General features: G+C 46.5%; 20 protein-coding genes. All 20 read left to right on the forward strand.

What is annotated here, in order from left to right; translation table 11 throughout:
* The 20 genes from rbfA to yfmH all read left to right on the forward strand — a co-directional run bounded on the left by rbfA (position 1) and on the right by yfmH (position 23,112).
* Positions 1-360, forward strand: a complete 360-nt coding sequence (gene rbfA / locus ABTV53_RS10660) for a 30S ribosome-binding factor RbfA (protein ID WP_433752813.1) — start codon at positions 1-3, stop codon at positions 358-360.
* A gap of 19 nt (positions 361-379) precedes the next feature.
* The gene (locus ABTV53_RS10665; RefSeq protein ID WP_433752815.1) at positions 380-1,357 is read left to right on the forward strand and encodes a DHH family phosphoesterase; all 978 of its coding nucleotides are present in this window, start codon (positions 380-382) and stop codon (positions 1,355-1,357) included.
* Positions 1,351-2,274 (forward strand): tRNA pseudouridine(55) synthase TruB, encoded by a 924-nt coding sequence (gene truB, locus ABTV53_RS10670; RefSeq protein ID WP_433752816.1) that lies wholly within the window; start codon positions 1,351-1,353, stop codon positions 2,272-2,274. The genes ABTV53_RS10665 and truB overlap by 7 nt, the downstream gene beginning before the upstream one ends.
* 70 nt (positions 2,275-2,344) lie before the next feature.
* Positions 2,345-3,283 carry a bifunctional riboflavin kinase/FAD synthetase gene (locus tag ABTV53_RS10675; protein ID WP_062835982.1) on the forward strand — a complete coding sequence of 313 codons (939 nt, stop codon included), beginning with the start codon at positions 2,345-2,347 and terminating at the stop codon, positions 3,281-3,283.
* Between the two features lie 159 nt (positions 3,284-3,442).
* Entirely contained in the window at positions 3,443-3,712 is a 270-nt protein-coding gene (rpsO, locus tag ABTV53_RS10680; RefSeq protein WP_056700672.1) for a 30S ribosomal protein S15, read from the forward strand.
* Positions 3,713-3,969: 257 nt separating this feature from the next.
* Positions 3,970-6,072: a polyribonucleotide nucleotidyltransferase gene (gene pnp, locus ABTV53_RS10685; RefSeq protein WP_433752818.1), complete on the forward strand. Its 2,103-nt coding sequence runs from the start codon at positions 3,970-3,972 to the stop codon at positions 6,070-6,072.
* Between the two features lie 174 nt (positions 6,073-6,246).
* A complete protein-coding gene (locus ABTV53_RS10690) occupies positions 6,247-7,242 on the forward strand; it encodes a polysaccharide deacetylase family protein (RefSeq protein ID WP_433752820.1) in 996 nt (331 codons plus the stop codon).
* Positions 7,243-7,340: 98 nt separating this feature from the next.
* Positions 7,341-8,624, forward strand: a complete 1,284-nt coding sequence (locus tag ABTV53_RS10695; protein WP_433752821.1) for a M16 family metallopeptidase — start codon at positions 7,341-7,343, stop codon at positions 8,622-8,624.
* Positions 8,584-9,030 (forward strand): dUTP diphosphatase, encoded by a 447-nt coding sequence (dut, locus tag ABTV53_RS10700; RefSeq protein WP_017689132.1) that lies wholly within the window; start codon positions 8,584-8,586, stop codon positions 9,028-9,030. The genes ABTV53_RS10695 and dut overlap by 41 nt, the downstream gene beginning before the upstream one ends.
* A gap of 156 nt (positions 9,031-9,186) precedes the next feature.
* Entirely contained in the window at positions 9,187-10,086 is a 900-nt protein-coding gene (dpsA, locus tag ABTV53_RS10705; RefSeq protein ID WP_076208873.1) for a dipicolinate synthase subunit DpsA, read from the forward strand.
* Positions 10,083-10,679, forward strand: a complete 597-nt coding sequence (locus ABTV53_RS10710; protein WP_076208872.1) for a dipicolinate synthase subunit B — start codon at positions 10,083-10,085, stop codon at positions 10,677-10,679. Before dpsA ends, ABTV53_RS10710 begins: the two co-directional genes overlap by 4 nt.
* Before the next feature lie 372 nt (positions 10,680-11,051).
* On the forward strand, positions 11,052-12,269 hold the full coding sequence (gene dapG / locus ABTV53_RS10715; RefSeq protein WP_062833837.1) for an aspartate kinase: 1,218 nt from the start codon (positions 11,052-11,054) through the stop codon (positions 12,267-12,269).
* Between the two features lie 47 nt (positions 12,270-12,316).
* Complete coding sequence (dapA, locus tag ABTV53_RS10720) at positions 12,317-13,195, forward strand: 4-hydroxy-tetrahydrodipicolinate synthase (protein ID WP_433752824.1); 879 nt, start codon at positions 12,317-12,319, stop codon at positions 13,193-13,195.
* Positions 13,196-13,672: 477 nt separating this feature from the next.
* Entirely contained in the window at positions 13,673-15,352 is a 1,680-nt protein-coding gene (locus ABTV53_RS10725; RefSeq protein WP_433752826.1) for a ribonuclease J, read from the forward strand.
* 221 nt (positions 15,353-15,573) lie between these two features.
* The gene (locus tag ABTV53_RS10730; RefSeq protein WP_433752828.1) at positions 15,574-16,347 is read left to right on the forward strand and encodes a ClpP family protease; all 774 of its coding nucleotides are present in this window, start codon (positions 15,574-15,576) and stop codon (positions 16,345-16,347) included.
* Positions 16,344-16,574 carry a YlzJ-like family protein gene (locus tag ABTV53_RS10735; RefSeq protein WP_036609282.1) on the forward strand — a complete coding sequence of 77 codons (231 nt, stop codon included), beginning with the start codon at positions 16,344-16,346 and terminating at the stop codon, positions 16,572-16,574. The genes ABTV53_RS10730 and ABTV53_RS10735 overlap by 4 nt, the downstream gene beginning before the upstream one ends.
* 90 nt (positions 16,575-16,664) lie before the next feature.
* Positions 16,665-19,403, forward strand: coding sequence for a DNA translocase FtsK (locus ABTV53_RS10740; RefSeq protein WP_433752830.1), 2,739 nt, complete (start codon positions 16,665-16,667; stop codon positions 19,401-19,403).
* 190 nt (positions 19,404-19,593) lie between these two features.
* The gene (gene sleB / locus ABTV53_RS10745) at positions 19,594-20,421 is read left to right on the forward strand and encodes a spore cortex-lytic enzyme (RefSeq protein ID WP_433752832.1); all 828 of its coding nucleotides are present in this window, start codon (positions 19,594-19,596) and stop codon (positions 20,419-20,421) included.
* A 126-nt stretch (positions 20,422-20,547) separates the two neighbouring features.
* Positions 20,548-21,828, forward strand: a complete 1,281-nt coding sequence (yfmF, locus tag ABTV53_RS10750) for an EF-P 5-aminopentanol modification-associated protein YfmF (protein WP_433752834.1) — start codon at positions 20,548-20,550, stop codon at positions 21,826-21,828.
* A 3-nt stretch (positions 21,829-21,831) separates the two neighbouring features.
* Positions 21,832-23,112, forward strand: coding sequence for an EF-P 5-aminopentanol modification-associated protein YfmH (gene yfmH, locus ABTV53_RS10755; protein WP_433752836.1), 1,281 nt, complete (start codon positions 21,832-21,834; stop codon positions 23,110-23,112).

Below are 23,112 nucleotides of genomic sequence, written 5' to 3' on the forward strand. Positions count from 1 at the left end.
ATGGCTAAGATCCGTACAGGTAGAGTGGGGGAGCAGATCAAGAAAGAAATTAGTCTGCTCATCCAGTCTGAACTGAAAGATCCACGTATCGGCTTTATTACGGTAACGGGAGTCGAAGTGACAGGAGACTTGTCGCAAGCCAAAGTTTATCTGAGTGTCTTCGGTGAACAGGAACAAAAAGATAACACGCTCAAAGCTCTGGCAAAAGCAAATGGATTTTTGCGTTCCGAGCTGGGCAAACGTATCCGGTTCCGGCATGTTCCCGAATTGATATTCAAGATTGACGAATCCATCGCTTATGGTAGCCGAATTGAGAAGCTGCTTGGCGATATTGGTTCCGAAAAGAACGAATCCCAGTAACAGAATAGAGGAGACGGCAATGCACACTTATGAACAGGCGCTCCAGGCCGGAAAGCAATTTCTGCTGGAGCATGATGATTACCTGGTCGTGTCGCATGTACAGCCGGACGGTGACGCAGTCAGCTCGACGGTAACGGTGGGCTGGCTGCTGTCATGTCTGGGTAAGACATTCACGATGATTAATGAAGGCGAAATCCCCGGGCGCATGCAATTTTTGTGGGAAGCAGGCAACATTGTGAACATGACCGAACAACCACCGCAGCGAAAATATAAAGCGGTTATCTGTGTGGATTGTGCAGACTTTGCCAGAGTAGGTTTGACACGTCATTATTTCGAAGAAGATGCTGTTATTCTGAATATCGATCATCACCCTACGAATGACGGTTATGGTACAGTCAACATCATTAAGTCAGATGCTGCTGCAACGGCTGAAATTTTGTTTGATTTTCTTAACCTGTTCCAAATAACATGGGATAAAGATGTTGCGACGGCAGTTTATACAGGATTACTTACGGATACAGGTGGGTTCCGCTATGCCAACACCAGTCCTAATGTAATGACAACGGCATCCAGACTGCTTGAACATGGTGTGGATGGACCCTATCTCGCCCAGACGTTGTTAGAGCAGGTGACTCTTCCCCAGGTTCGGATTTTGAATCAAGCCCTGTCAAGCCTGCAGATGACAGATGATGGAAAGATAGCCTGGGTTGTTATTACACCAGATGATATGGTGGCTTGCGGAGCAGCTAATGAAGACCTTGAAGGGGTAGTGAACTATCCGCGAAACATTCAGGGCGTGGAGGTTGGTATCTTTTTCAAAGTCATCAACGAGAATGCAGTCAAGGTTTCTTTGCGTTCAGCTGGCAAGATTGATGTTGCTGCACTAGCACAGACCTTTGGCGGAGGCGGGCATGTGCTCGCAGCCGGATGTCGTCTGGCAGGCAGACTTGATGATATTGTTGCAAAAGTACTGAAGCAGGTGAATTTACAATGGTAAAGCCATTTGAAGGTGTACTTCCGGTATATAAACCGGCGGGATTTACTTCTCATGATGTTGTAGCCAAAATGCGTCGCATTCTCAAAATGAAGCGCATTGGGCATACGGGCACACTTGACCCACAAGTTACAGGCGTTCTGCCGCTCTGTCTTGGACGGGCGACACGTGTGGTGGAGTACATGCAGGAGCTTCCGAAGGAATATCTGGCTACGCTCAGATTGGGACTGTCTACTGACACAGAGGATATGACAGGGGAAGTTATTGAACGGGCTGAAACAACTGTGAAAGTAACGCAGGAACAGGTTCAACAGGTGCTTGAGCAGTTCCTGGGCAGGATCTCACAGGTGCCACCCATGTATTCTGCGGTAAAGGTAGACGGCAAACGTCTTTATGAGCTTGCTCGTGAAGGGAAAACGGTAGAGCGTAAGAGCCGTGAGGTCACAATCTATGAGCTTGAGCTTACTGGGATTGAGACTCAGGGTGAGACCACCGATATATCCTTCCGGGCCTTGTGCTCAAAAGGTACCTATATTCGGACATTGTGTGTAGACATTGGCAGGCAACTCGGATATCCATCGACCATGGTTCAACTGGAGCGTACGATATCGGCAGGTATCTCTGCAGATCGTTGTCTTCGTATTGAAGAAGTGGAACAACTTATGGCTGACGGGACTTTGGCGGAGGCGCTGATTCCTGTTGACGAGGCTATTGCTTCAATTCCGGCCCACAAGGTTGGAGAAGAGCAGACCAAAGGAGCACTTCAAGGTCAGAAACTGTCTGCACGTCTTCTGGAACCGCCTGTAGAGCAACCTGGTTTATTGCGGTTGTATGCTCAGGATGGTACGTTTCTGGGGATATTTGAACGGGATGAATTAAAACCAACGGTGAGGGCAGTTAAAGTCTTTTTGCCGGAATAAAGAGGTTTCGGGCTTGGAGTTGTGGTGATGCTCAAGCTTGGCCTATCTAGTGAAATGCAGGTGAATGATTGTGAAAACCGTAATGCTAACCTATCCGCAGACGTTACATTCGACTGAGCTGAGCACACTGCCCCAAGTGCTTGCTATTGGTCAATTCGACGGACTGCATCTCGGACATGCAAGTGTCATTTTATCAGCTGTCCGCATTGCACGGGAAACGGGCATGCAGGCAGCGGTCATGACCTTTCATCCACATCCGAAGGAAGTTATGCGCAAAGGGGATTACGAGGGTTATTTAACTCCCTTGAGAGATAAAGAAGACATCTTGGCAGGAATGGGCGTTGATGTACTCTATGTGGTGGAGTTCAATGAAGATTTCTCACGGCTCACGCCGCAACAATTCGTACACGACTTGTTGATTCCTCTTCAGACACGAACAGCGGTGGTGGGTTTTGACTTCCGTTTTGGTCATAAAGGTGCAGGGGATGAACAACTTCTTCGTACTTTGGGAGAAGGAGAGATGACGGTGGAAACCGTTCCTCCGTTTTTGTTAAACGGTGAAAAAGTGAGCAGTTCTCTCATTCGTGGCCTGTTGAAGCGTGGGGAGATGGATGAGGCCAGTCAGTGGCTTGGCCGACCTTACAGCATCAGAGGGACTGTCATTCACGGGGAGAAGCGTGGACGAACCATTGGATTTCCTACGGCCAACCTTGAACTCACGGATCATTACGTTACCCCGTCGAAGGGTGTTTACGCTGTTCGTGTGCAGTATGGCGAACAGGAACTGCATGGCGTCATGAATCTTGGTGTGAAACCTACGTTTCATGAAAGCGGGATGAAACCTACGTTTGAAGTGCACCTGCTTGATTTTGATGGACACTTGTATGACCAGGAACTAAAGGTTGAGCTCGTTCACTATATTCGTGCAGAACGAAAGTTTGACTCCATTGATGCATTGATTAGCCAGATTCGTGAAGATGCATTAACAGCCGGCCGCCTGTTATCTTAAAGGTTCAGGTTTAAATGCATGTTTACATTTACTTTAACTAGGCAATTATGATATACTGTACTACGTTGTCGATTGAGACAACATTAACCTTGGCTTGGTTGCTTGCTCTCACCGGCGGTGACGAGGCTAATGGCGATTATATTGAAGGAGGTGAACAGGATGGCATTGACTCAAGAACGTAAACAACAACTGATCGACGAGCACAAAACTCACGAGTCCGATACAGGATCTCCAGAGGTGCAAGTTGCTATCCTTACGGAAAACATCAGAAGTTTGACAGACCACTTGCGTACGCATAAGAAAGACCACCACTCACGTCGTGGACTTTTGAAAATGGTAGGTCAACGTCGTAAGCTTTTGGCTTACGTGAAAAACAAAGATGTTAAACGTTACAGCGCACTGATCGAAAAACTCGGATTGCGTCGTTAATTATCGTACATGTTTTCAAAACCAACCTGGCTGTTATCCGTCATTCTTTTGTCTAAAAGGACAAGCGGAACTTACAGCCGGGTTGTTTTGTAGATGAACATGTTGCCATATATTTGTAGATGGGGCTCCGTGAGGAGCTTTTGTTGTGCAGATTAGCATGTTGCAGGATCTTACATAGCTAATGAATGCAGGACAAGCAGGAAATACTGTGAATATGCAGAATCCATTGAGTTAGGACGAATAAAAGGAGGAATTTCATGGAACAGCGTGTTGAAATGCAGCTTGGCGGAAGAAAGCTTACGTTTGAAACCGGGCGTTTGGCCAAGCAGGCTAATGCTGCGGTTAAGGTAACATACGGGGATACCGTGGTATTGTGTACCGTGACAGCATCAAGTGAGCCGAAAGATTTGGACTTTTTCCCATTAACGGTGAACTATGAAGAAAGATTGTATGCTGTAGGTAAAATTCCGGGTGGATTTATTAAACGTGAAGGCAGACCGAGTGAGAAAGCAATTCTTTCCAGCCGTCTGACAGACCGTCCAATTCGTCCATTGTTCCCGGAAGGCTTCCGGAATGATGTACAAGTTCTGAACATTGTTATGAGTGTGGACCAAGACTGCGAACCGCAAATCGCTGCAATGATCGGTACATCAGCAGCACTGAGCATTTCGGATGTTCCATTCAGCGGACCTATTGGTGGCGTGAAAGTTGGACGTATTGATGGCGAGTTCATCATTAACCCAACGATTGCACAGCTTGAAGTCAGTGAACTTGAGCTGGTGGTTGCAGGAACTAAGGATGCCATCATGATGGTTGAAGCTGAAGCTAACGAATTACCGGAAGAGGTAATGCTTGAAGCAATCATGTTCGGACATGACGAGATCAAAAACATTGTTGCGGTAATCGAACAACTCGTGCAAGTTGCTGGTAAAGAGAAAATGGCTGTTAAGTTGCATGCCGTTAATGCTGAAGTCAACAGCAGTGTGCGTGAATTCGCTAGTGCTCGTCTGATTGAAGCCGTTAAAATTGCCGAGAAGCATGCTCGTCAAGATGCAATCGATCTAGTGAATGACGAAACGGTTGCTCACTTCGAAGAGAAATATATTGAAAGTCCAGAATTGCTTAAAGACGTGAAGGAAGTCCTGCACGATATCGTTAAAGAAGAAGTGCGCCGTCTGATCACGCATGATAAAGTTCGTCCAGATGGACGTGGACTTGCTGAGATTCGTCCAATTGAATGTGATACTTCCCTGCTGCCACGTACGCACGGTTCAGGTTTGTTCACACGTGGTCAAACGCAAGCACTTAGCATCTGTACCCTTGGTGCACTGGGCGATGTTCAGATTTTGGACGGAATCAGCCTTGAAGAAACGAAACGTTTCATGCATCACTATAATTTCCCACCATTCAGCGTAGGTGAAGCTCGTCCATTACGTGCTCCAGGCCGTCGCGAAATCGGACATGGTGCTCTGGGTGAGCGTGCGCTTTCCAAAGTCATCCCTTCCGAAACAGACTTCCCATACACAATTCGTCTGGTATCTGAAGTTCTGGAATCCAACGGTTCAACTTCCCAGGCAAGTATCTGTGCCAGCACACTGGCGATGATGGATGCAGGTGTACCAATCAAAGCTCCAGTTGCGGGTGTAGCTATGGGTCTGATCAAAGATGGAGATCATGTATCCATTCTGAGTGATATTCAAGGTATGGAAGATCACCTCGGTGACATGGACTTCAAAGTAGCCGGAACACCTGAAGGTGTAACCGCGATTCAAATGGACATCAAAATTGATGGTATCGATCGTCAAATTTTGTCTGAAGCATTGGCTCAAGCCAAAGAAGGTCGTTTGCATATCTTGAGCAAAATGACTGAAGTGATGAATACGCCACGTGAGCAGTTATCACAATATGCACCTAAAATTACAACGATGTATATCAATCCGGACAAAATCCGTGATGTGATCGGTGCAGGTGGTAAAATTATCAATAAAATCATCGAAGAAACCGGTGTTAAAATTGATATTGAACAGGATGGACGTGTCTTTATCGCTTCTTCCAACCAGGAGATGAATGATAAGGCCAAAGCGATCATCGAAGGTATTGTGCGTGAAGTATTGGTCGGCGAGATTTATGTTGGCAAAGTAAAACGCGTAGAGAAATTCGGTGCATTTGTTGAAGTACTTCCGAACAAAGAAGGTCTGGTACACATCTCGCAACTGTCAACTGAACGTGTTGCCAAAGTGGAAGATGTTGTAGCGATCGGTGATTCCATTACGGTAAAAGTAACGGAAATTGACCCACAAGGTCGAATCAACTTGTCCCGTAAAGCAGTTTTGACTGCTGAAGCTCCGGCTCAATCCTAGGATACGAAGCTACACGTTATAAATGGATAGATTGAATGAAGAGACAGAATGTGAATTTCTGGCTCTTTTTTTAACGTTTAAATATGTAAAGCAAGGATGAAACCATAGCTTATCATTCATATTTTTGCCCTTGTCCTCATATGATGGGGACAAAGACGGCGGGAGGATGGAGCTGTGAGAAACCAATCCAAAAAGCTGGCGGCTGTTCTGGCGGGTGTGACTGCGGTCATATTGATCGGACAAGTTGGCAGTGTACGTACATACATTACGGAGATCCGTGATGGGCCAGGTACGCAAAATGCTTTTGACATGTTTAAAGAGGCAAATGGAGAAGATGCGCTGTTGTCTGCGATTCGGGATAAAGCGGCTGAAACGAAAATTGCTCCGGTGAATGCCAGAGTGGATCGGGTATGGAAAGCGATTCCTGGTTATAATGGCATGGAGATTGATGTGGAAGCGACATACCGTAAGGCGCTGAGTGGAACGTTTAATACCAAAATAGCGTATGTCTACCGTCAGATTGAGCCGGAGATCCAGCTTAAAGATTTGGGTGCACATCCGATCTATCGGGGGAATGCGAACAAACCGATGGTTTCTTTTATGATTAATGTAGCCTGGGGGAACGAATACATTAAACCGATGCTGGATACGCTGGATGCCGAGAAAGTGAAGACTACTTTTTTTCTGGATGGAAGTTGGCTAAGCAAAAACGTTGAACTGGCCAAAGAAATTCAGAAGCGTGGACATGAGATGTCCAATCATGCATATTCTCACCCTAATATGAGTCGATTGAGCGCGGAACGGGCCAAGCTGGAAATTAGCAAAACCCAGGATCTGCTCCATAAAACACTGGGGGTAGAGAATCGCTGGTTCGCTCCGCCTTCGGGTGACTTTAATCAGAAGACTGTTGACATTGCTTCTTCCATGGGATTGCAAACCGTGTTATGGACAGTAGATACTGTGGATTGGCGTAAGCCAAGCTCGGATGCCGTTGTTGCCAAAATAGCGAAAAATACAGAGGCAGGCACGCTAATTCTAATGCACCCTACCGCTGCTTCTTCGGGAGCTTTAAAGGGTATGATTCAATCCATTCGGGCCAAAGGTCTCGTGCTCGGAACGGTAAGTGAGACGTTGTCTTCGGAACGTGTAAATACCGCTGCGGTTGAGTGAACGTTGTTTTTTTGTTAATATCAAAAAGTTGGAACCAAATGTCGATTTCAATTCAAGGTTGAGATCAAGGCAATTATAGAGATGTAGGAGGGCCAACCATGAAAAAAATTCAGCTGGGCAATGGCCTCAGAGTTGTCATGGAACAGATACCGACCTGCCGTTCTGTGTCTTTCGGAATATGGGTCAAGACAGGTTCGCGCAATGAGCAACCTGCAAGTAACGGAGTATCACATTTTATTGAACACATGCTGTTCAAGGGGACAGATCGTTATGATGCCAAGGCGATTGCGGAGCAGTTCGATGCGATTGGCGGTAACGTGAATGCATTCACTTCCAAAGAATACACATGTTATTATGCTAAAGTGTTGGATGAACATTTGCCGATTGCGGTTGATGTGTTGTCTGATATGTTTTTCCGCTCCAAGATGGATGATGGTGAACTGATCAAGGAGAAAAACGTTATTCTGGAAGAGATTTCGATGTATGAAGATACACCTGATGATATGGTTCATGATCTGATGGCCTTGGCCGCCTATGGTGAGCATCCGCTCGCATACCCTATTCTGGGTACGGAAGAACGTCTCAAAGCGATGGATTCCAGCCATCTGCGTGCATATATGAAGGAGCACTATACGATTGAGAACACGGTTATTAGTATCGCAGGTAATATTGATGACAGTGTAATCGATCTGATGGAGAAGCATTTTGGTGCTTTTGATGTAAATGGAGTAACGGAAGCAGTCACGATGCCAGCCTTCCAAAGCGGACAACTCTTTCACAAAAAGAAAACGGAACAAAATCATATCTGTATCTCGTTCCCGGGCTGTAAAATCGGAGATCCGCTGCAATTCGCTATGGTTGTTCTGAATAACGCCATTGGTGGAGGCATGAGCTCCAGACTGTTCCAGGAAATTCGTGAGAAACGGGGGCTTGCGTATTCCGTGTATTCCTATCATAGCTCTCATGCGGACAGCGGACTTTTCACGATATATGCGGGTACAGCACCGAAACAGACCAAAGAAGTGCTCGATCTGACCAAAGAGGTACTGTGCGACTTGGCTGTAAACGGCTTGTCCGAAGATGAACTTCGTAAAGGTAAAGAACAGCTGAAGGGCAGCTTGATTCTAAGCTTGGAAAGCACAGGTAGCCGCATGAACCGTCTGGGCAAAAACGAGCTCATGCTGGGCAGACACCATACGCTGGATGAGATGATCACCAAAATTGAGCAAGTTACCATGGACGATATTAACGCGGTACTTGATCTGATGTTTGCTGAGCCTTTTGCACTTGCCATGGTTGGCGCTTCAGATAAGACGATCGCTGGATTGAGAAGGGATGATTTTGTTGCATTACGTTCAAATACAGAAACTGCCGGGCAATGAAGATATTAAACTGCCTCAAAAAATGTCGGAGCTGGCATCCGGCTTTGATGTAGTAGCCGCACTTCAGGAAGATGTTGTATTGCAGCCGGGTCAGCGTACGCTGATTCCAACCGGACTTGCGATGGCAATGCCTGCTGGATTGGAAGCACAGATCCGTCCACGGAGCGGACTGGCTTTCAAACATGGAATTACCTGCCTCAACACACCGGGTACCATTGATGCGGACTATCGCGGAGAAGTTAAAGTGCTGTTGATTAATCTGGGTCAGGAACCGTTCACGATTGTACGGGGAGAGCGCATCGCACAGATCGTCTTCCAGACCGTGCCTGCGGTTGAATTGACTGAAGTGAATGAACTTTCGGAAACGGTACGTGGCGAAGGCGGATTCGGTCATACCGGGAAATAAGCAGGTTAATAATCCCATTATTTAGAGTCGTCCCTGACAGGGGCGGCTCTTTTTTACATTTGAGAAACGGACGGTGGAATGGAATTATTGTTTTCACCCCCATGTGGGCCCCTGCATACGATAAGGCATACATGTGGTGAAAGGAGTGACGTCCCGATGCTGACCGGAGTCCGGATTGTAGTCCTGGGCGGAGATGCGCGGCAGCTTGAAGTCATTCAAAAGTGCGCTGAGCTGGACGCAACGGTAAGTGTGGTGGGTTTCGATAAAATAGAGCGTTCCATTCCAGGGATCGAGCACCAGGAACTGGAGGACGAAGTGTTTGCTTCCGCAGATGTACTGGTACTGCCTGTCGTCGGTTGCGATGATCAGGGAAAAGTAAGCACTTCATTCAGTGATACGCCGATCTATTTGAAAAAGGAACATATTGCAGCATTACCGGAGCATTGTATTGTGTTCACAGGTATGGCTAAACCGTTCTTGCGCGAACTTTGTCTTGAAAATGGGCTGCGACTTGTTGAAGTACTTGATCGTGATGATATTGCACTTTACAACTCTATTCCAACAGCTGAGGGAGCCATCGCCATAGCTATTCGGGAGACGGACTTCACAATCCATGGTTCGGAATGCATTGTGCTTGGCATTGGTCGAACAGGATTCACAATGGCCAAAACATTGCAGGGACTTGGAGCAAATGTACGGGTGGGAATCAGGCGGGAAGAGGATGCTGCCCGCGCTACAATAATGGGCTGGAAGCCTTTCATGACAACGGATTTGGCCGCTCAAACCGGGGAAGTTGACTTGCTTTTTAATACGATACCGACTATGATAATCACAGCACAAATCCTGTCCAGAATGCCGCAAAAGGCTGTCATTATCGACCTCGCATCCGCTCCTGGCGGCTGTGATTTCAGGTATGCTGACAAACGCGGTATCAAAGCGCTACTTGCGCCTGGCCTCCCCGGCATTGTTGCTCCCAAAACGGCTGGCGGCATTATTGCCGACGCGTTGATCCGTTTGCTTTTGGAAGAACAGAACGCACGGGAGGTTAAATCATGAACTGGCAGGGAAAAACGGTAGGTTATGCAATTACGGGTTCTCATTGTACGTTTGAAGAGGTTATGCCGGTAATTAGCCGCTTCGTAGCTGAAGGTGCGAACGTTATTCCGATTATTTCGAATTCGGTTCTGACGACGGATACACGCTTCGGTACGGCGCAAAATTGGCAAAAACAGTTGAAAGATATAACAGGTAATGATATCATTTCTACAATTGTTGAAGCGGAGCCATTAGGGCCTTCCAAGCTGCTTGATGTGCTGGTTATTGCTCCATGCACAGGGAATACAACAAGCAAGCTGGCTAATGCGATGACCGACAGTCCAGTGCTAATGGCAGCCAAAGCGCAGATGCGCAATCAGCGTCCGCTTGTGCTCGCGATTTCCACGAATGACGGTCTGGGATTGAATGCTGCAAATATCGCCAAATTGCTCGTGGCAAAATACTTGTATTTTGTGCCATTTGGGCAGGACGATCCAATGAAAAAACCAAACTCGTTAGTCGCCAAAATGGAATTGATTCCAGAGGCTTGCTGGAGTGCTCTTGAGGGCAAACAGTTGCAGCCGATGATTGTGGAGCGTTCTTCACAGGCTTGATGGAACAATGATTCGGTGACAACGTTTATGCGCTTGGAGAAATGAAGGGTTCGAGAGACAAAGAAAATCATGGGGGACGATATGCTGGATTGAACAGCTACTATGTCCACGTTCCTGTATATAAGGCATTCCTGCTTGCGGGCAGTACAGCTTAAGCAAGCGGGAGAGGTCTATTGTGAATGTATGCGTCATGACCTCGATAACATCCGCGGCCTTTAATTTGCGATTGTCCCAGACAATTACAAAAAAAGGAGCGGCATGGAATGCCGTATAAAATGCTGAAATTATCGCATCAGAACGCTCCCTAGAGTGATCCATTTGTTGATTTGACCCGTGTCCAGTCTTCTTGCGTACACAAATGGAGGAATAAAGATGCGTATCATGGTACAGAAGTTCGGAGGCACGTCCCTCTCCACTGTTCAGGCGAGAGAGCATGTGCTCCGTCACGTTAAACGTGAACTTGAAGCAGGATTGAGTCTGGTCATCGTTGTGTCTGCGATGGGGCGCCGCGGCGAGCCATATGCGACTGATACGTTGCTGGACTGGGCTGCACAGAACGGAAACGCACTATCCGCACGTGAAAAGGATTTACTGCTGTGCTGTGGTGAAATCATATCTGCGACAACGTTGAGCAGTTTACTCGAACATGAAGGCATTCCAACTACAGTGCTGACCGGTGCACAAGCAGGCTTTGTGACGGACGACAATTTCGGGAATGCCCGGATATTGGATGTCCGTCCTGTTCGTGTGTTGGAGCAGCTTCAGCTTGGCCGTGTCGTTATTGTAACCGGATTCCAGGGGCAGACGGAGAACGGAGACTTCACGACACTGGGTCGTGGGGGAAGCGATACCTCTGCAACAGCTCTCGGTGCAGCATTACGTGCCGAAATGGTGGATATCTACACAGATGTGAACGGGATACTCACCGCTGATCCGCGAATTGTTGAGGATGCACGCCCACTGACTGTTGTGAGTTATGCAGAGATCTGTAACATGGCCCACCACGGGGCCAAGGTAATCCATCCACGTGCGGTTGAGATTGCGATGCAATCCCAGATTCCAGTGCGGGTAAGATCTACTTTTGCAGACACGGAAGGAACGCTGGTTACGCATCCGGAAGGATTCCAGGATGTGCAGACAGGCATAGTTGACCGTTATGTAACAGGCATCGCCTACGTAAGCAATGTAACGCAAATTACGGTGGATGTGCCTGGTGGTGCAGATCGATTGCAACTAAAAGTATTCAAAACCATGGCTGAAAATTCGATCAGCGTTGATTTTATTAATGTTACCCCCTCGGGAGTTGTCTATACTGTTTTTGACAGTGATTCCGAGAAAGCCATACATGTATTACAGGAGATAGGTCTCAAGCCACAAAGCCTGTCCGGTTGTGCCAAAGTGTCCGTCATTGGCGGAGGTATAAATGGTGTACCTGGAATTATGGCTCGTATCGTTGAGTCCTTGACACTCGCAGACATTCAGATCCTGCAATCGGCAGATTCGAATACAACGATCTGGGTGCTCGTAAAAAAAGAAGATATGGTTCAGGCCTTGAGGGCACTTCACGCCTCATTCGAACTTCATTTATAAATAAATGAAGTTAGAGGAGCCAAACCTGTTTTGAAGGAGGAATCGAATTGGACTTTGGAAGATTGATTACAGCAATGGTCACTCCGTTCAATGAACAAGGAGAGATTCATTGGGAGGAAACGGCACGTCTAATCGACTATCTGATTGTAGATCAAAAGTCGGAGACGCTTGTAGTTTCTGGAACAACAGGGGAGTCTCCAACACTTAGTGATACTGAGAAAGTTCAATTATTCGAATTTGCAGTGAAACATGCTGCCGGTCGGTGCAAAATTATAGCTGGAACGGGAAGCAATAACACGGCACATTCCATCCATTTGACACAGGAAGCTGAACGTGCCGGAGTGGATGGCATATTGTTGGTTGTTCCGTATTACAACAAACCGAGTCAAGAAGGTTTGTTCAAGCATTTTGAAGCAATTGCAAACTCAACCAAGCTGCCAGTTATGCTCTACAACGTGCCTGGGCGTACAGTAACCAGCCTGTCTGCAGCCACAACGCTTCGTCTTGCACAGATTCCTAACATCGTCGCTACGAAGGAATGTGCGTCTATGGAGCAGGTTACGCTGATTGCAGCAAGTGCTCCAGAAGATTTCAGAGTTTATTCCGGAGATGATGCTTCAGGCTTACCAGCGATTGCGGTTGGAGCACATGGAATTGTCAGCGTGGCCAGTCATGTCGTAGGCGCAGAAATGAAGAAAATGATTGACGCCTTCTATGGCGGAGCGCCTCTTCAGGCTGCTCAGATTCATCAGCAGCTGTTCCCAGTGTTTAAAGGGCTGTTTGAGTGTCCTCAGCCTCTGCCGAACCCGGTAGCGGTGAAATATGCGCTGACATTGCGTGGTCTAGCCGTGGGCTCCGTACGGTTGCCTCTTATTCCGCCAACGGAAGAGGAACAAGTTTATATCAAAAAATTGCTTAATTTGTAATCATTTTGGTTGTATATGGACTATTTTATTAACTATGGGAACATCCTTCAGATCAGTAAAAGAACCGCTCCTCTTTGTAGAGGCTGCGGTTCTTTTTTTTACGAGTAATGTGAGGTTTCTTTTTCACTGCTAAGGGGAAACCTACAGGTTAACGAGAGAGTGACTTGTTTTTTTTGTTTTTAATCATGTATAATGATGTCAAGTGACTGGGTGCGGTATTTTTTTGAAATTGAAAGCCACATCGTTTTGTGGTGTAGCTTTGCGGTGAAAAAGGAAGGAACGGCTAAGAGGAAATTTCAAATCCAACTTGTTGGTCAAAAGGGAATAACTTCGAAGAACTTCTTCCAAATATCGTGAATAAAGGTGTTCTTTTGCATTCATCCCGATAGATGGGTATGTGATGTATGGACTACTTTTCTTAACTTACAATAAATAATAAGGTACGACGTCCAACTACCATAGGAGGTTTAGATTCATTTGTCTAAGAAAAATAATAACGATAAACTGATGATTTTTGCTTTGGGCGGCGTAGGCGAGATTGGTAAAAATATGTACGTCATCCAATACGCCAACGACATTGTAGTCGTAGATGCTGGTCTTAAATTCCCGGAAGAAGATATGCTTGGTATTGATATTGTCATCCCTGACATTTCTTACCTGACTGAGAACCGTGACAAAGTAAGAGGAATCATCCTTACTCACGGACATGAGGATCACATTGGTGGTCTTCCATACGTTCTCAAACATCTGAATGTTCCTGTATACGGAACAAGACTGACGCTTGGACTTGTAGAAAACAAGTTGAAAGAAGCGAACTTGCTGGGTGAAACAAAACGTATTCTGATTGATGCGGATTCCGAGATTCAACTTGGAACTGCATTGAAAGCATCGTTCTTCGCTACTAACCATAGTATTCCGGATTCTGTTGGTGTATGTGTAGAAACACCGGAAGGTGCAGTTGTTCACACAGGTGACTTCAAATTCGACCATACTCCAGTCAATGGTCAATATGCAGATCTTCAGCGTATGGCACAGATCGGAACAAATGGCGTGCTAGCGCTGTTGTCTGACAGTACGAACGCTGAGAAACCTGGATTCACACCTTCGGAAAAAAATGTCGGTATCGTTCTGGAAGATATCTTCCGTAAAGCGAGTCAACGTGTTGTTGTAGCTACATTTGCTTCCAACGTACACCGTATCCAACAAGTGATCAATGCAGCAGAAGTGACTGGACGTAAAGTTGCAGTTATCGGACGCAGCATGGTGAATGTGGTGGGTATTGCTTCAGAACTGGGTTATCTTGAGATTCCGGATGGCATGATCATTGAACCTGAAGAAGTAGGCAAGATGGCAGCTGATCGTGTCGTGATTCTCTGCACAGGAAGTCAAGGAGAGCCAATGTCAGCACTGACACGTATGGCTCGTTCCACACACCGTAAAGTGGACATCCTGCCAGGTGATACTGTCATTATCGCAGCAACACCAGTTCCAGGTAATGAAAAATATGTAGGCCGTACGATTGATGAACTGTTCCGTCTGGGTGCTAACGTGCATTACAGCGGTGCTAACAGTGGTGTCCATGTATCTGGTCACGGTAGCCAGGAAGAGCTGAAACTGATGCTCAACCTGATGAAACCGAAATTCTTCTTGCCAATTCACGGTGAATTCCGTATGCAGCGTCGCCACGCAGTTCTTGCTGAATCTGTAGGGGTGGAACCTGAGAACATTTACATCACGGATATCGGTGAAGTGATTGAAATTCAAGGTGGAGCAGCACGCAGAGCAGGTAAAGTTACTGCAGGTAATGTGTTGATCGACGGCTTGGGTGTAGGCGATGTGGGTAACATTGTACTTCGTGACCGCAAATTGTTGTCACAAGATGGTATCCTTGTTGTTGTGGTAACACTGAGCAAACAGGATGGAAAAATTGTTTCCGGTCCTGACATCATCTCTCGCGGATTTGTGTATGTACGTGAATCGGAAGGACTACTGGATGAGGCCAACCGGATCGTTAGCAGCACATTGCAGAAGTTGATGAGTGAGAACGTTAACGAGTGGGCTTCACTCAAAACGAATGTTAAAGATGCACTGGGACGCTTCCTGTATGAGCAAACTCGTCGTAGACCGATGATTTTGCCAATCATTATGGAAGTTTAAAATAGGCTAAACAAAAACATATATTCAGGCACACAGTCGCCCCTTCTCTACGAGTAATATTGGACGGTTCCTCGTAGAGAAGGGGCTTTTTTTGCGTTTTCAGGAAGATCTGCAATAGGATCAATATGTGAAGCAATTTGATGTAGCGGGTATAAGGCGGTTGGAAAAATCCCCATACTAAGGAAATACATTAAATGTTTCTGGAGAAGGGGATTATTGAAATGAATGAACGTATGAATGGCAAACAGGCGTCAAGATCCAATCAACCGGAAGTTGAAGCGCCGGAGATTCCGATTCAGGAGGACAAGGCCATCTCTCCCGTGACAGAGACTGTTCAGCAATTTGGGCAGACACAGTCGCCTGCAGGTGAATCGAATATTTTCTGTATGACCATTATTGGACAGGTCGAAGGGCATTTGATTTTGCCGCCACAAAATAAAACAACAAAGTATGAGCATATCATTCCACAGCTGGTGGCCGCAGAACAAAATCAGCGTATTGAAGGTATTCTGATCATTTTGAACACGGTAGGTGGAGATGTGGAGGCCGGTCTGGCCATTGCAGAGATGATCGCTTCTCTGAGCAAACCTACGGTTACTGTGGTCATTGGAGGCGGGCATAGCATTGGAGTACCGATTGCTGTAGCTTCAACGTATTCCCTGATTGCCGGAAGTGCAACGATGACGATCCATCCGATTCGGATGAATGGCCTTGTCATTGGTGTACCTCAAACGTTTGAATATATGGAGAAAATGCAGGAGCGGGTTGTTCGGTTCGTGACTTCTCATTCGAATATCTCTGAAGAGATGTTCAAAGAACTGATGTTTAAGACTGGTGAGTTGAATCGGGACATCGGTACAGCTGTAGGAAGCGCAGATGCCGTTAAATATGGATTGATGGATGCGGTAGGCGGTATTGGACAAGCCATTGCCCAGTTAAATCAGCTCATAGGAGACAAGAGACAGACCCTACAAGCGGGAGGTTATACCCAATGACGTTATATACAGTGATGCCCCCGGAACAACTCTGGTCGGGAATGTGGAAAGAGGGCGAAGATACAAGGGAGATCAAGATGAATGGTTTATTAATGCAGGTGAGACCTGTAAATGACAATGAAGCTGTTATTGTACGTTTGCTGGATTGTCCACTTGAAGCCTATCTCAATCCTGCTAATATGCCAGGTTCAACCATTCCGCTTTCAGGTAACTTGGGATCAGCATAACGCGACGAATTCAGACAAATTGAGCAGAAAAAGAACATATGTACGGATTATATTTGTATGGTATAATATTCTTCTGGGGGTGACCTGATTTTGGCCAGAAGAAAAAAGAGGAAAAAAAAGGGCGCTGGTTTTAGCGGCGTTTTAAAATATGAAATTTACGGGATTGTGCTTATTACCCTTGCTGTCATAGCATTATCGGGTGAAGCCACCGTTGGACGTTCGCTTTCCAAGATGTTCGGACTGATGCTTGGTAAGTTTTATTTTGCGATTCCACTTGTTGGTATTTATTATGGTCTCATGGTGATGATTCACCGGAAATGGCCGAGTGGCTGGACCACACGCAAAACAGGACTGGTTTTGCTGGTTTTTGCCTTAACCCTGATGAGTACCGTCTCTGCAATGCACCAGAAGCTCATTCCGGTTGGTGCGCTTGAGCCTGGTGCTGTGATTACACAGGTACATAATGATATGCAAACCGAGTTGCTAACCCCTGCTGCGCCAGGTGAGAGGGACTCTATGCTTAACAAGGACATCAGCGGTGGTTATCTCGGAGCTGGGCAATTTGCTCTTTTCCTCTGGCTGTTCGGCAGCCTTGGGGCGAGACTTATCATGATTGTCATGTTTGTGATCAGTTTTATGCTGATTACAAGTCTATCTTATGTGGATTTGATTCGAATATTCCGAACCAAGATTTGGGATGCCGGGAGTTCGATGTACAAGAAGCTGGAGTCGAGGCCCTCTGCACGTTCTGCTTCAGCATCTGATGGAAGGAAGAAAGGTAACGCTCGTAAAGTGGTACCTGTTCCTGTTGAAGATGACGAAGACGAGTATGAGGATGAGTTAGAGGAACAGCATCTGCCAAAACGTAAAGCGCCAATATTCTTCCAACTTTTTGGAAAATGGGGAGCTAATCGGGAACAGACGACATCAGGACCTGAAATGGATGAGGCCGATTCGGTAGAAACGGAACAGATTGTATACCGTGCTGAACAAGATCACAATGTAGAGGCGTGGCAGGATGCGACCGAAGATGTAGCGAACAAATCAGCTTCATCACGTGTTCCTGTTCAGGCTAAACCTAACTCAGCGCCGATCATTCGAGACTTTTTCGAGCACGTCAGAGCAGAAGAGGCAAGCATTGAAGATGATCTGGACGATGCTTATCCTTTCCCGGATGATCTGGCCGATCCGAACGTAGTACAACAGGGCGAGCATGCCATTAAAATAACGGATGAACTGGTAGAGACAGAGTGGTCTGCATCCGATGCGGGTACGAACGGGATGAATGCTGTGGATGAGATTCAGAGTGGAGAAGAAGTACCTCAAGATGCAATGCAGGGATCAGATACTCCAACCTCTGAAGGGCAGGACACACAACCTGTGAAACCACCACCGCCACCTCCTAAGCCGTACAAGCTGCCGTCATTCCGTCTCCTTGCCAAGCCAAACAATGGGGGCAAGGCGGGTGACCAGAAGGATTATATGCAGACAGCACGCAAGCTGGAAGCTACACTGGAGAGCTTCGGTGTTCGCGCCAAAGTACTTGAAGTGGTTCGGGGGCCTGCTGTTACAAGGTATGAAATCCAGCCTGATATTGGTGTTAAGGTCAGCAGGATTGTCAGCCTGACTGATGATATCGCGTTGGCTTTGGCGGCAAAGGATATTCGGATGGAAGCACCGATTCCCGGAAAGTCTGCTATTGGAATCGAAGTACCTAATGGTGAGGTATCGGTTGTAACGATGCGTGAGGTAATGGAGACGGCGACATTCCAGGATGCAGAATCCAAAGTGACCATTGCATTTGGCCGAGATATCTCGGGACAGACGATTATTGGTAACTTGGCTCGTATGCCCCATTTGCTGGTCGCGGGTGCTACAGGTTCCGGTAAGTCGGTGTGTATTAACGGAATTATTACCAGCATATTGTACAAAGCCAAGCCGGATGAAGTGAAGTTCCTGATGGTCGATCCCAAGATGGTTGAGTTGAACGTATATAACGGTATTCCACATCTGATGGCACCAGTAGTAACTGATCCTAAACGAGCGTCACTTGCTCTCAAAAAGATTGTGGTCGAGATGGAGAAACGATATGAATTGTTCTCCAAATCAGGGACACGTAACGTCGAGGGCTACAATAATCTGATGAAAGATAATCCTGCTGCTGTTCTGCCTTATATCGTTGTCATAGTGGATGAGCTTGCAGATCTGATGATGGTTGCAGCCGGAGATGTGGAGGATGCCATTGCACGACTCGCTCAGATGGCCCGTGCAGCCGGAATCCATCTGATTATTGCCACACAACGTCCTTCGGTTGACGTTATTACCGGGGTAATCAAGGCTAACATTCCATCGCGAATTGCCTTCGGTGTATCCTCACAAGTGGATTCCCGAACGATTCTGGATATGGGTGGGGCTGAGAAGCTGTTGGGTCGTGGAGACATGTTGTTCATGCCTATGGGCGCATCAAAACCGGTTCGTGTACAAGGTGCATTTATGAGCGATGAAGAAGTCGAGAATATTGTAAACTACGTACGTGGTCAAGGTGAAGCGCAGTATGATGAATCCATTGTACCTGAAGTGGATGACTCCATTCAGGCAGCAGATGAAGTACAGGATGAGTTATATGAGCAAGCTGTACAGATTATTCTGGAGGCAAAACAAGCTTCAGTTTCTCTGTTGCAACGTCGTATGCGGGTTGGTTACACACGTGCAGCGCGTTTAATTGACTCCATGGAAGCCCGGGGTGTAATCGGTCCTTACGAGGGCAGCAAACCAAGGGAAGTACTGGTTTCACTTGAACAGTATCAGCAGAATAAAATAAGTTCGTAGTGTAACATTGTTACAACGAATCATTTAAGCCCTCAACCGTATTGGTTGAGGGCTTTTTGCTTTTCAGGAGAATGAATTTTTGCCATCTACTACAAAGATCGGATGATTTGGTGCATAGGAAGCAACCAGGCTTGTCATAATAACCTTAGCGATTCTGTTAATCCCACAAGAGAAAGGTAGAGCACAGTCGATGCGAAAAATGAACCTATGGCTTTTCACTGCTATTTTGCTGATATCCGCATTGGGAATTCGATATTTGCTTCCTGGGAATACAGCAAAAGAAAGTTCAGCAGAGCGTACACCGCAGATAGAAGAAAAGGCCTTGCCTACGTTTAGCAGCAATACAGTAAAATATGGAAGTTACGGTCAAGATGTGTATGAGCTTCAGGGGCGTCTGAAGTACCTGGGATTTTACAATGGTAAGATCGACAGTAATTTTGGCAGCAGCACGCTGAAATCCGTCAAATGGTTCCAATCCGAGTTTGGCATGAAGGCAGATGGTGTGGTTGGAGCTAAGACCAAGCTAAAGCTGTACAATGCGTCAACCAAATGGTCGCCAACAGAGCAGCCGCTACACAAAGAATCCTCAGGTGGGGGTGGAGGCAGTGACAATACGGCAGATAAAGAGCAAGACAATATGGGATCTGCCAATGCCCTTGGTCTCTCAGAGAATGAACTCAAGATTATGGCTAACGCTGTATATGGTGAAGCCCGGGGGGAACCCTTTGAAGGTCAGGTGGCGGTAGCAGCAGTCATTCTGAATCGGGTTAAAGCACCAAGTTTCCCTAATACTCCTTCCGGAGTAATTTTCCAGCCACGTGCATTTACCGCTGTAGCGGACGGACAGATCTATTTGGAACCGAACGCACAAGCCAAAAAGGCAGTGGAGCAGGCTCTGAATGGCTGGGATCCATCCGGCGGATGTCTCTATTATTTTAATCCAAGGACAGCAACATCCAAATGGATCTGGACCCGCCCACAAGTGAAAACAATCGGACAGCATATTTTTTGTATGTGATGATGTTGGAAGCAACCGGAAGGCGTGACTTCGGTTGCTTCTTGCCTTTTGAATGGGTTAAAATGGTTGTTACGTTTAGCTTAATACGATTGCATGATAAATGACGCCGTAAAGGGGTTTTGACATTTGAATACATCAGGATTCGAACGAGGTAGCAATAGAGAGTTTCGTATACATGTGCTTCCGACTAAACGTTTCAAAACGTTTGCTATATCGCTATATGCAGGAGTTCCCTTACGGGAAGATACAGTAACCAAAGTAGCGCTGACACCTTTTGTTCTGCGACGCGGCACGGAGTCCTATCCGGAAACAACACAATTTCGTGAGCAACTGGAGCATCTGTATGGGGCAGGTTTTGGTTTTGACGTCTATAAACGCGGGGATTACCAGATTGTACAGTTTCGGATGGATACCATTAATGATTCCTTTGTTGGAGGGGATGAACAGTTACTGGATCGTTCATTTGCCTTTCTTGGAGAGGTTCTTACACGGCCTGCACAGGAGAATGGACATTTCAGGACGTCTTATGTACAAGCAGAGCGAGAGACTGTTCGTAAAAAGCTGGAATCCATCGTGAATGATAAAATGCGCTATGCCGCTGAACGCAGTATTGAGGAAATGTGCAAGAACGAGCCGTACCGTCTTCACCCACTGGGTGAGCGAAAGGATCTGCCCGGAATTGAGCCTGACACACTGACTGCGTCCTATCAGGATTGGCTGCAACAGGCGAGTATGGATCTGTACGTGGTAGGGGATACGACACTGGAAGAGGTGGAGAACCTTGTTCAGCGTCATTTCAATGTAGATCGAACGTCCTCCTCCGATTACCAGACACAGGCAGCGGTTCGAGGAGATAAGGAAGTAGAGACCGTTGTTGAGCGACTGAATGTGAGTCAGGGAAAACTCAATATGGGACTCCGTACATCTATCACTTATGGAGATCCTCAGTATGCCGCAGCACTAATGTACAACGGGATTCTCGGTGGTTATCCTCATTCCAAACTGTTTGTAAATGTTCGTGAAAAAGAAAGCCTGGCGTATTACGCGTCTTCGCGATATGACGGACATAAGGGCATTGCAACGATTCAATCCGGGATTGAAATCCCTAATTATGAGAAGGCCGTCACGATCATCAAGCAGCAGCTGGAAGAAATGAAAAGCGGCACAATCAGTGATCTGGAAATGTCCCAGACCAAAGCAATGATCCGTAATCTGCTTAAGGAAATGCAGGATTCTGCCTTTGAGATGATCGCTTATGACTTCAATCGACAGTTGTCTGGTAAAGAAAGAACGGCTGAAGAACTGTTGGCTCAGGTAGAACATATTAGCAAGGAAGATGTTCGTGAGGCGGCAGAACAATTCCGTCTGGATACGATTTATTTCTTGCGGGACGAGAAGGAGGAATAATCGGTGGAGAGCATTCGGTATGAGCATTTGCAGGAGACACTATTTTACGAAGTAATGGATAACGGACTGCATGTCTATATTTTGCCTAAACCGGGATTCCAGAAAACGTATGCTACGTTTGCAACCAAGTATGGAGCGGTGGATAATCACTTTCAGGTGGAAGGACAGGAAGCAGTGAAGGTTCCGGATGGGATTGCCCATTTTCTGGAGCATAAAATGTTTGAAGAACCAACGGGCGATATTTTTGCCACGTTTGCGTCTCACGGTGCCTCAGCTAACGCATTTACGAGCTTTGATCAGACGGTTTATTTGTTTTCAGCGACCGAATATGTGAATGAAAATATACAAACATTAGTCGACTTTGTGCAAAATCCTTACTTCACGGATCAAAATGTGGAAAAGGAAAAAGGCATTATCGGACAGGAAATTGACATGTATGCTGATAATCCGGATTGGCGTGTTTATTTTGGCCTGATCGAAGCCATGTATCAGAAACATCCCGTGCATATCGATATTGCAGGAACGGTGGAATCCATCCGTACGATTACCAAAGAGATGCTGTATGAGTGCTATAACACCTTCTATCACCCGAGTAATATGCTCTTATTCGTGGTAGGTGGTGTAGATCCACAGGAAGTCATTGCTATGGTTCGATCGAACCAGGAGCAGAAGGATTATAAGCCACAGGGAAGTATTCAACGTTTCTTCGAACCGGAGCCTGAGCAGGTAGGAGAAGTCAGAAGGGAAGCAAAACTGGCTGTTTCACTGCCCAAATGTCTGTTTGGATTCAAGGAGACAGACGTTGGACTTACCGGAGAACAATTGTTACGGCGAGATATGACAACGCAGCTAATGATGGATCTTTTGTTTGGCTCAAGCACACGATTATTTCAGAAGCTCTACGATGAAGATCTGATCTCGGACAGCTTTGGACATGAGTATAACAGTTCGCCGCAATATGCTTTTTCAGCCATTGGTGGTGATACGAAAGACCCTGATCAACTACTCGCGCGTATACGTGAAGAAGTGGATGCCATTGTAGAAAAAGGGTTTGAATCCACGGATTTTGAACGTGCACGCAAAAAGAAAATAGGTGGTTATTTGCGTATGCTCAATTCTCCGGAGAACATTGCGCATGAATTTACACGTCAGCAATTCCGCGGGGGTGATTTCTTCAATATGCTCCCGCTCTATGAATCGATTACACTGGAAGATGTAAATCTCAGACTGAGAGAGCATATTCGCTGGGATCAACTGGCTGTATCGCTGGTCGTGAGTCCTTGA

Source organism: Paenibacillus amylolyticus (assembly GCF_050990605.1).
GTDB classification, from domain to species: domain Bacteria; phylum Bacillota; class Bacilli; order Paenibacillales; family Paenibacillaceae; genus Paenibacillus; species Paenibacillus amylolyticus_H.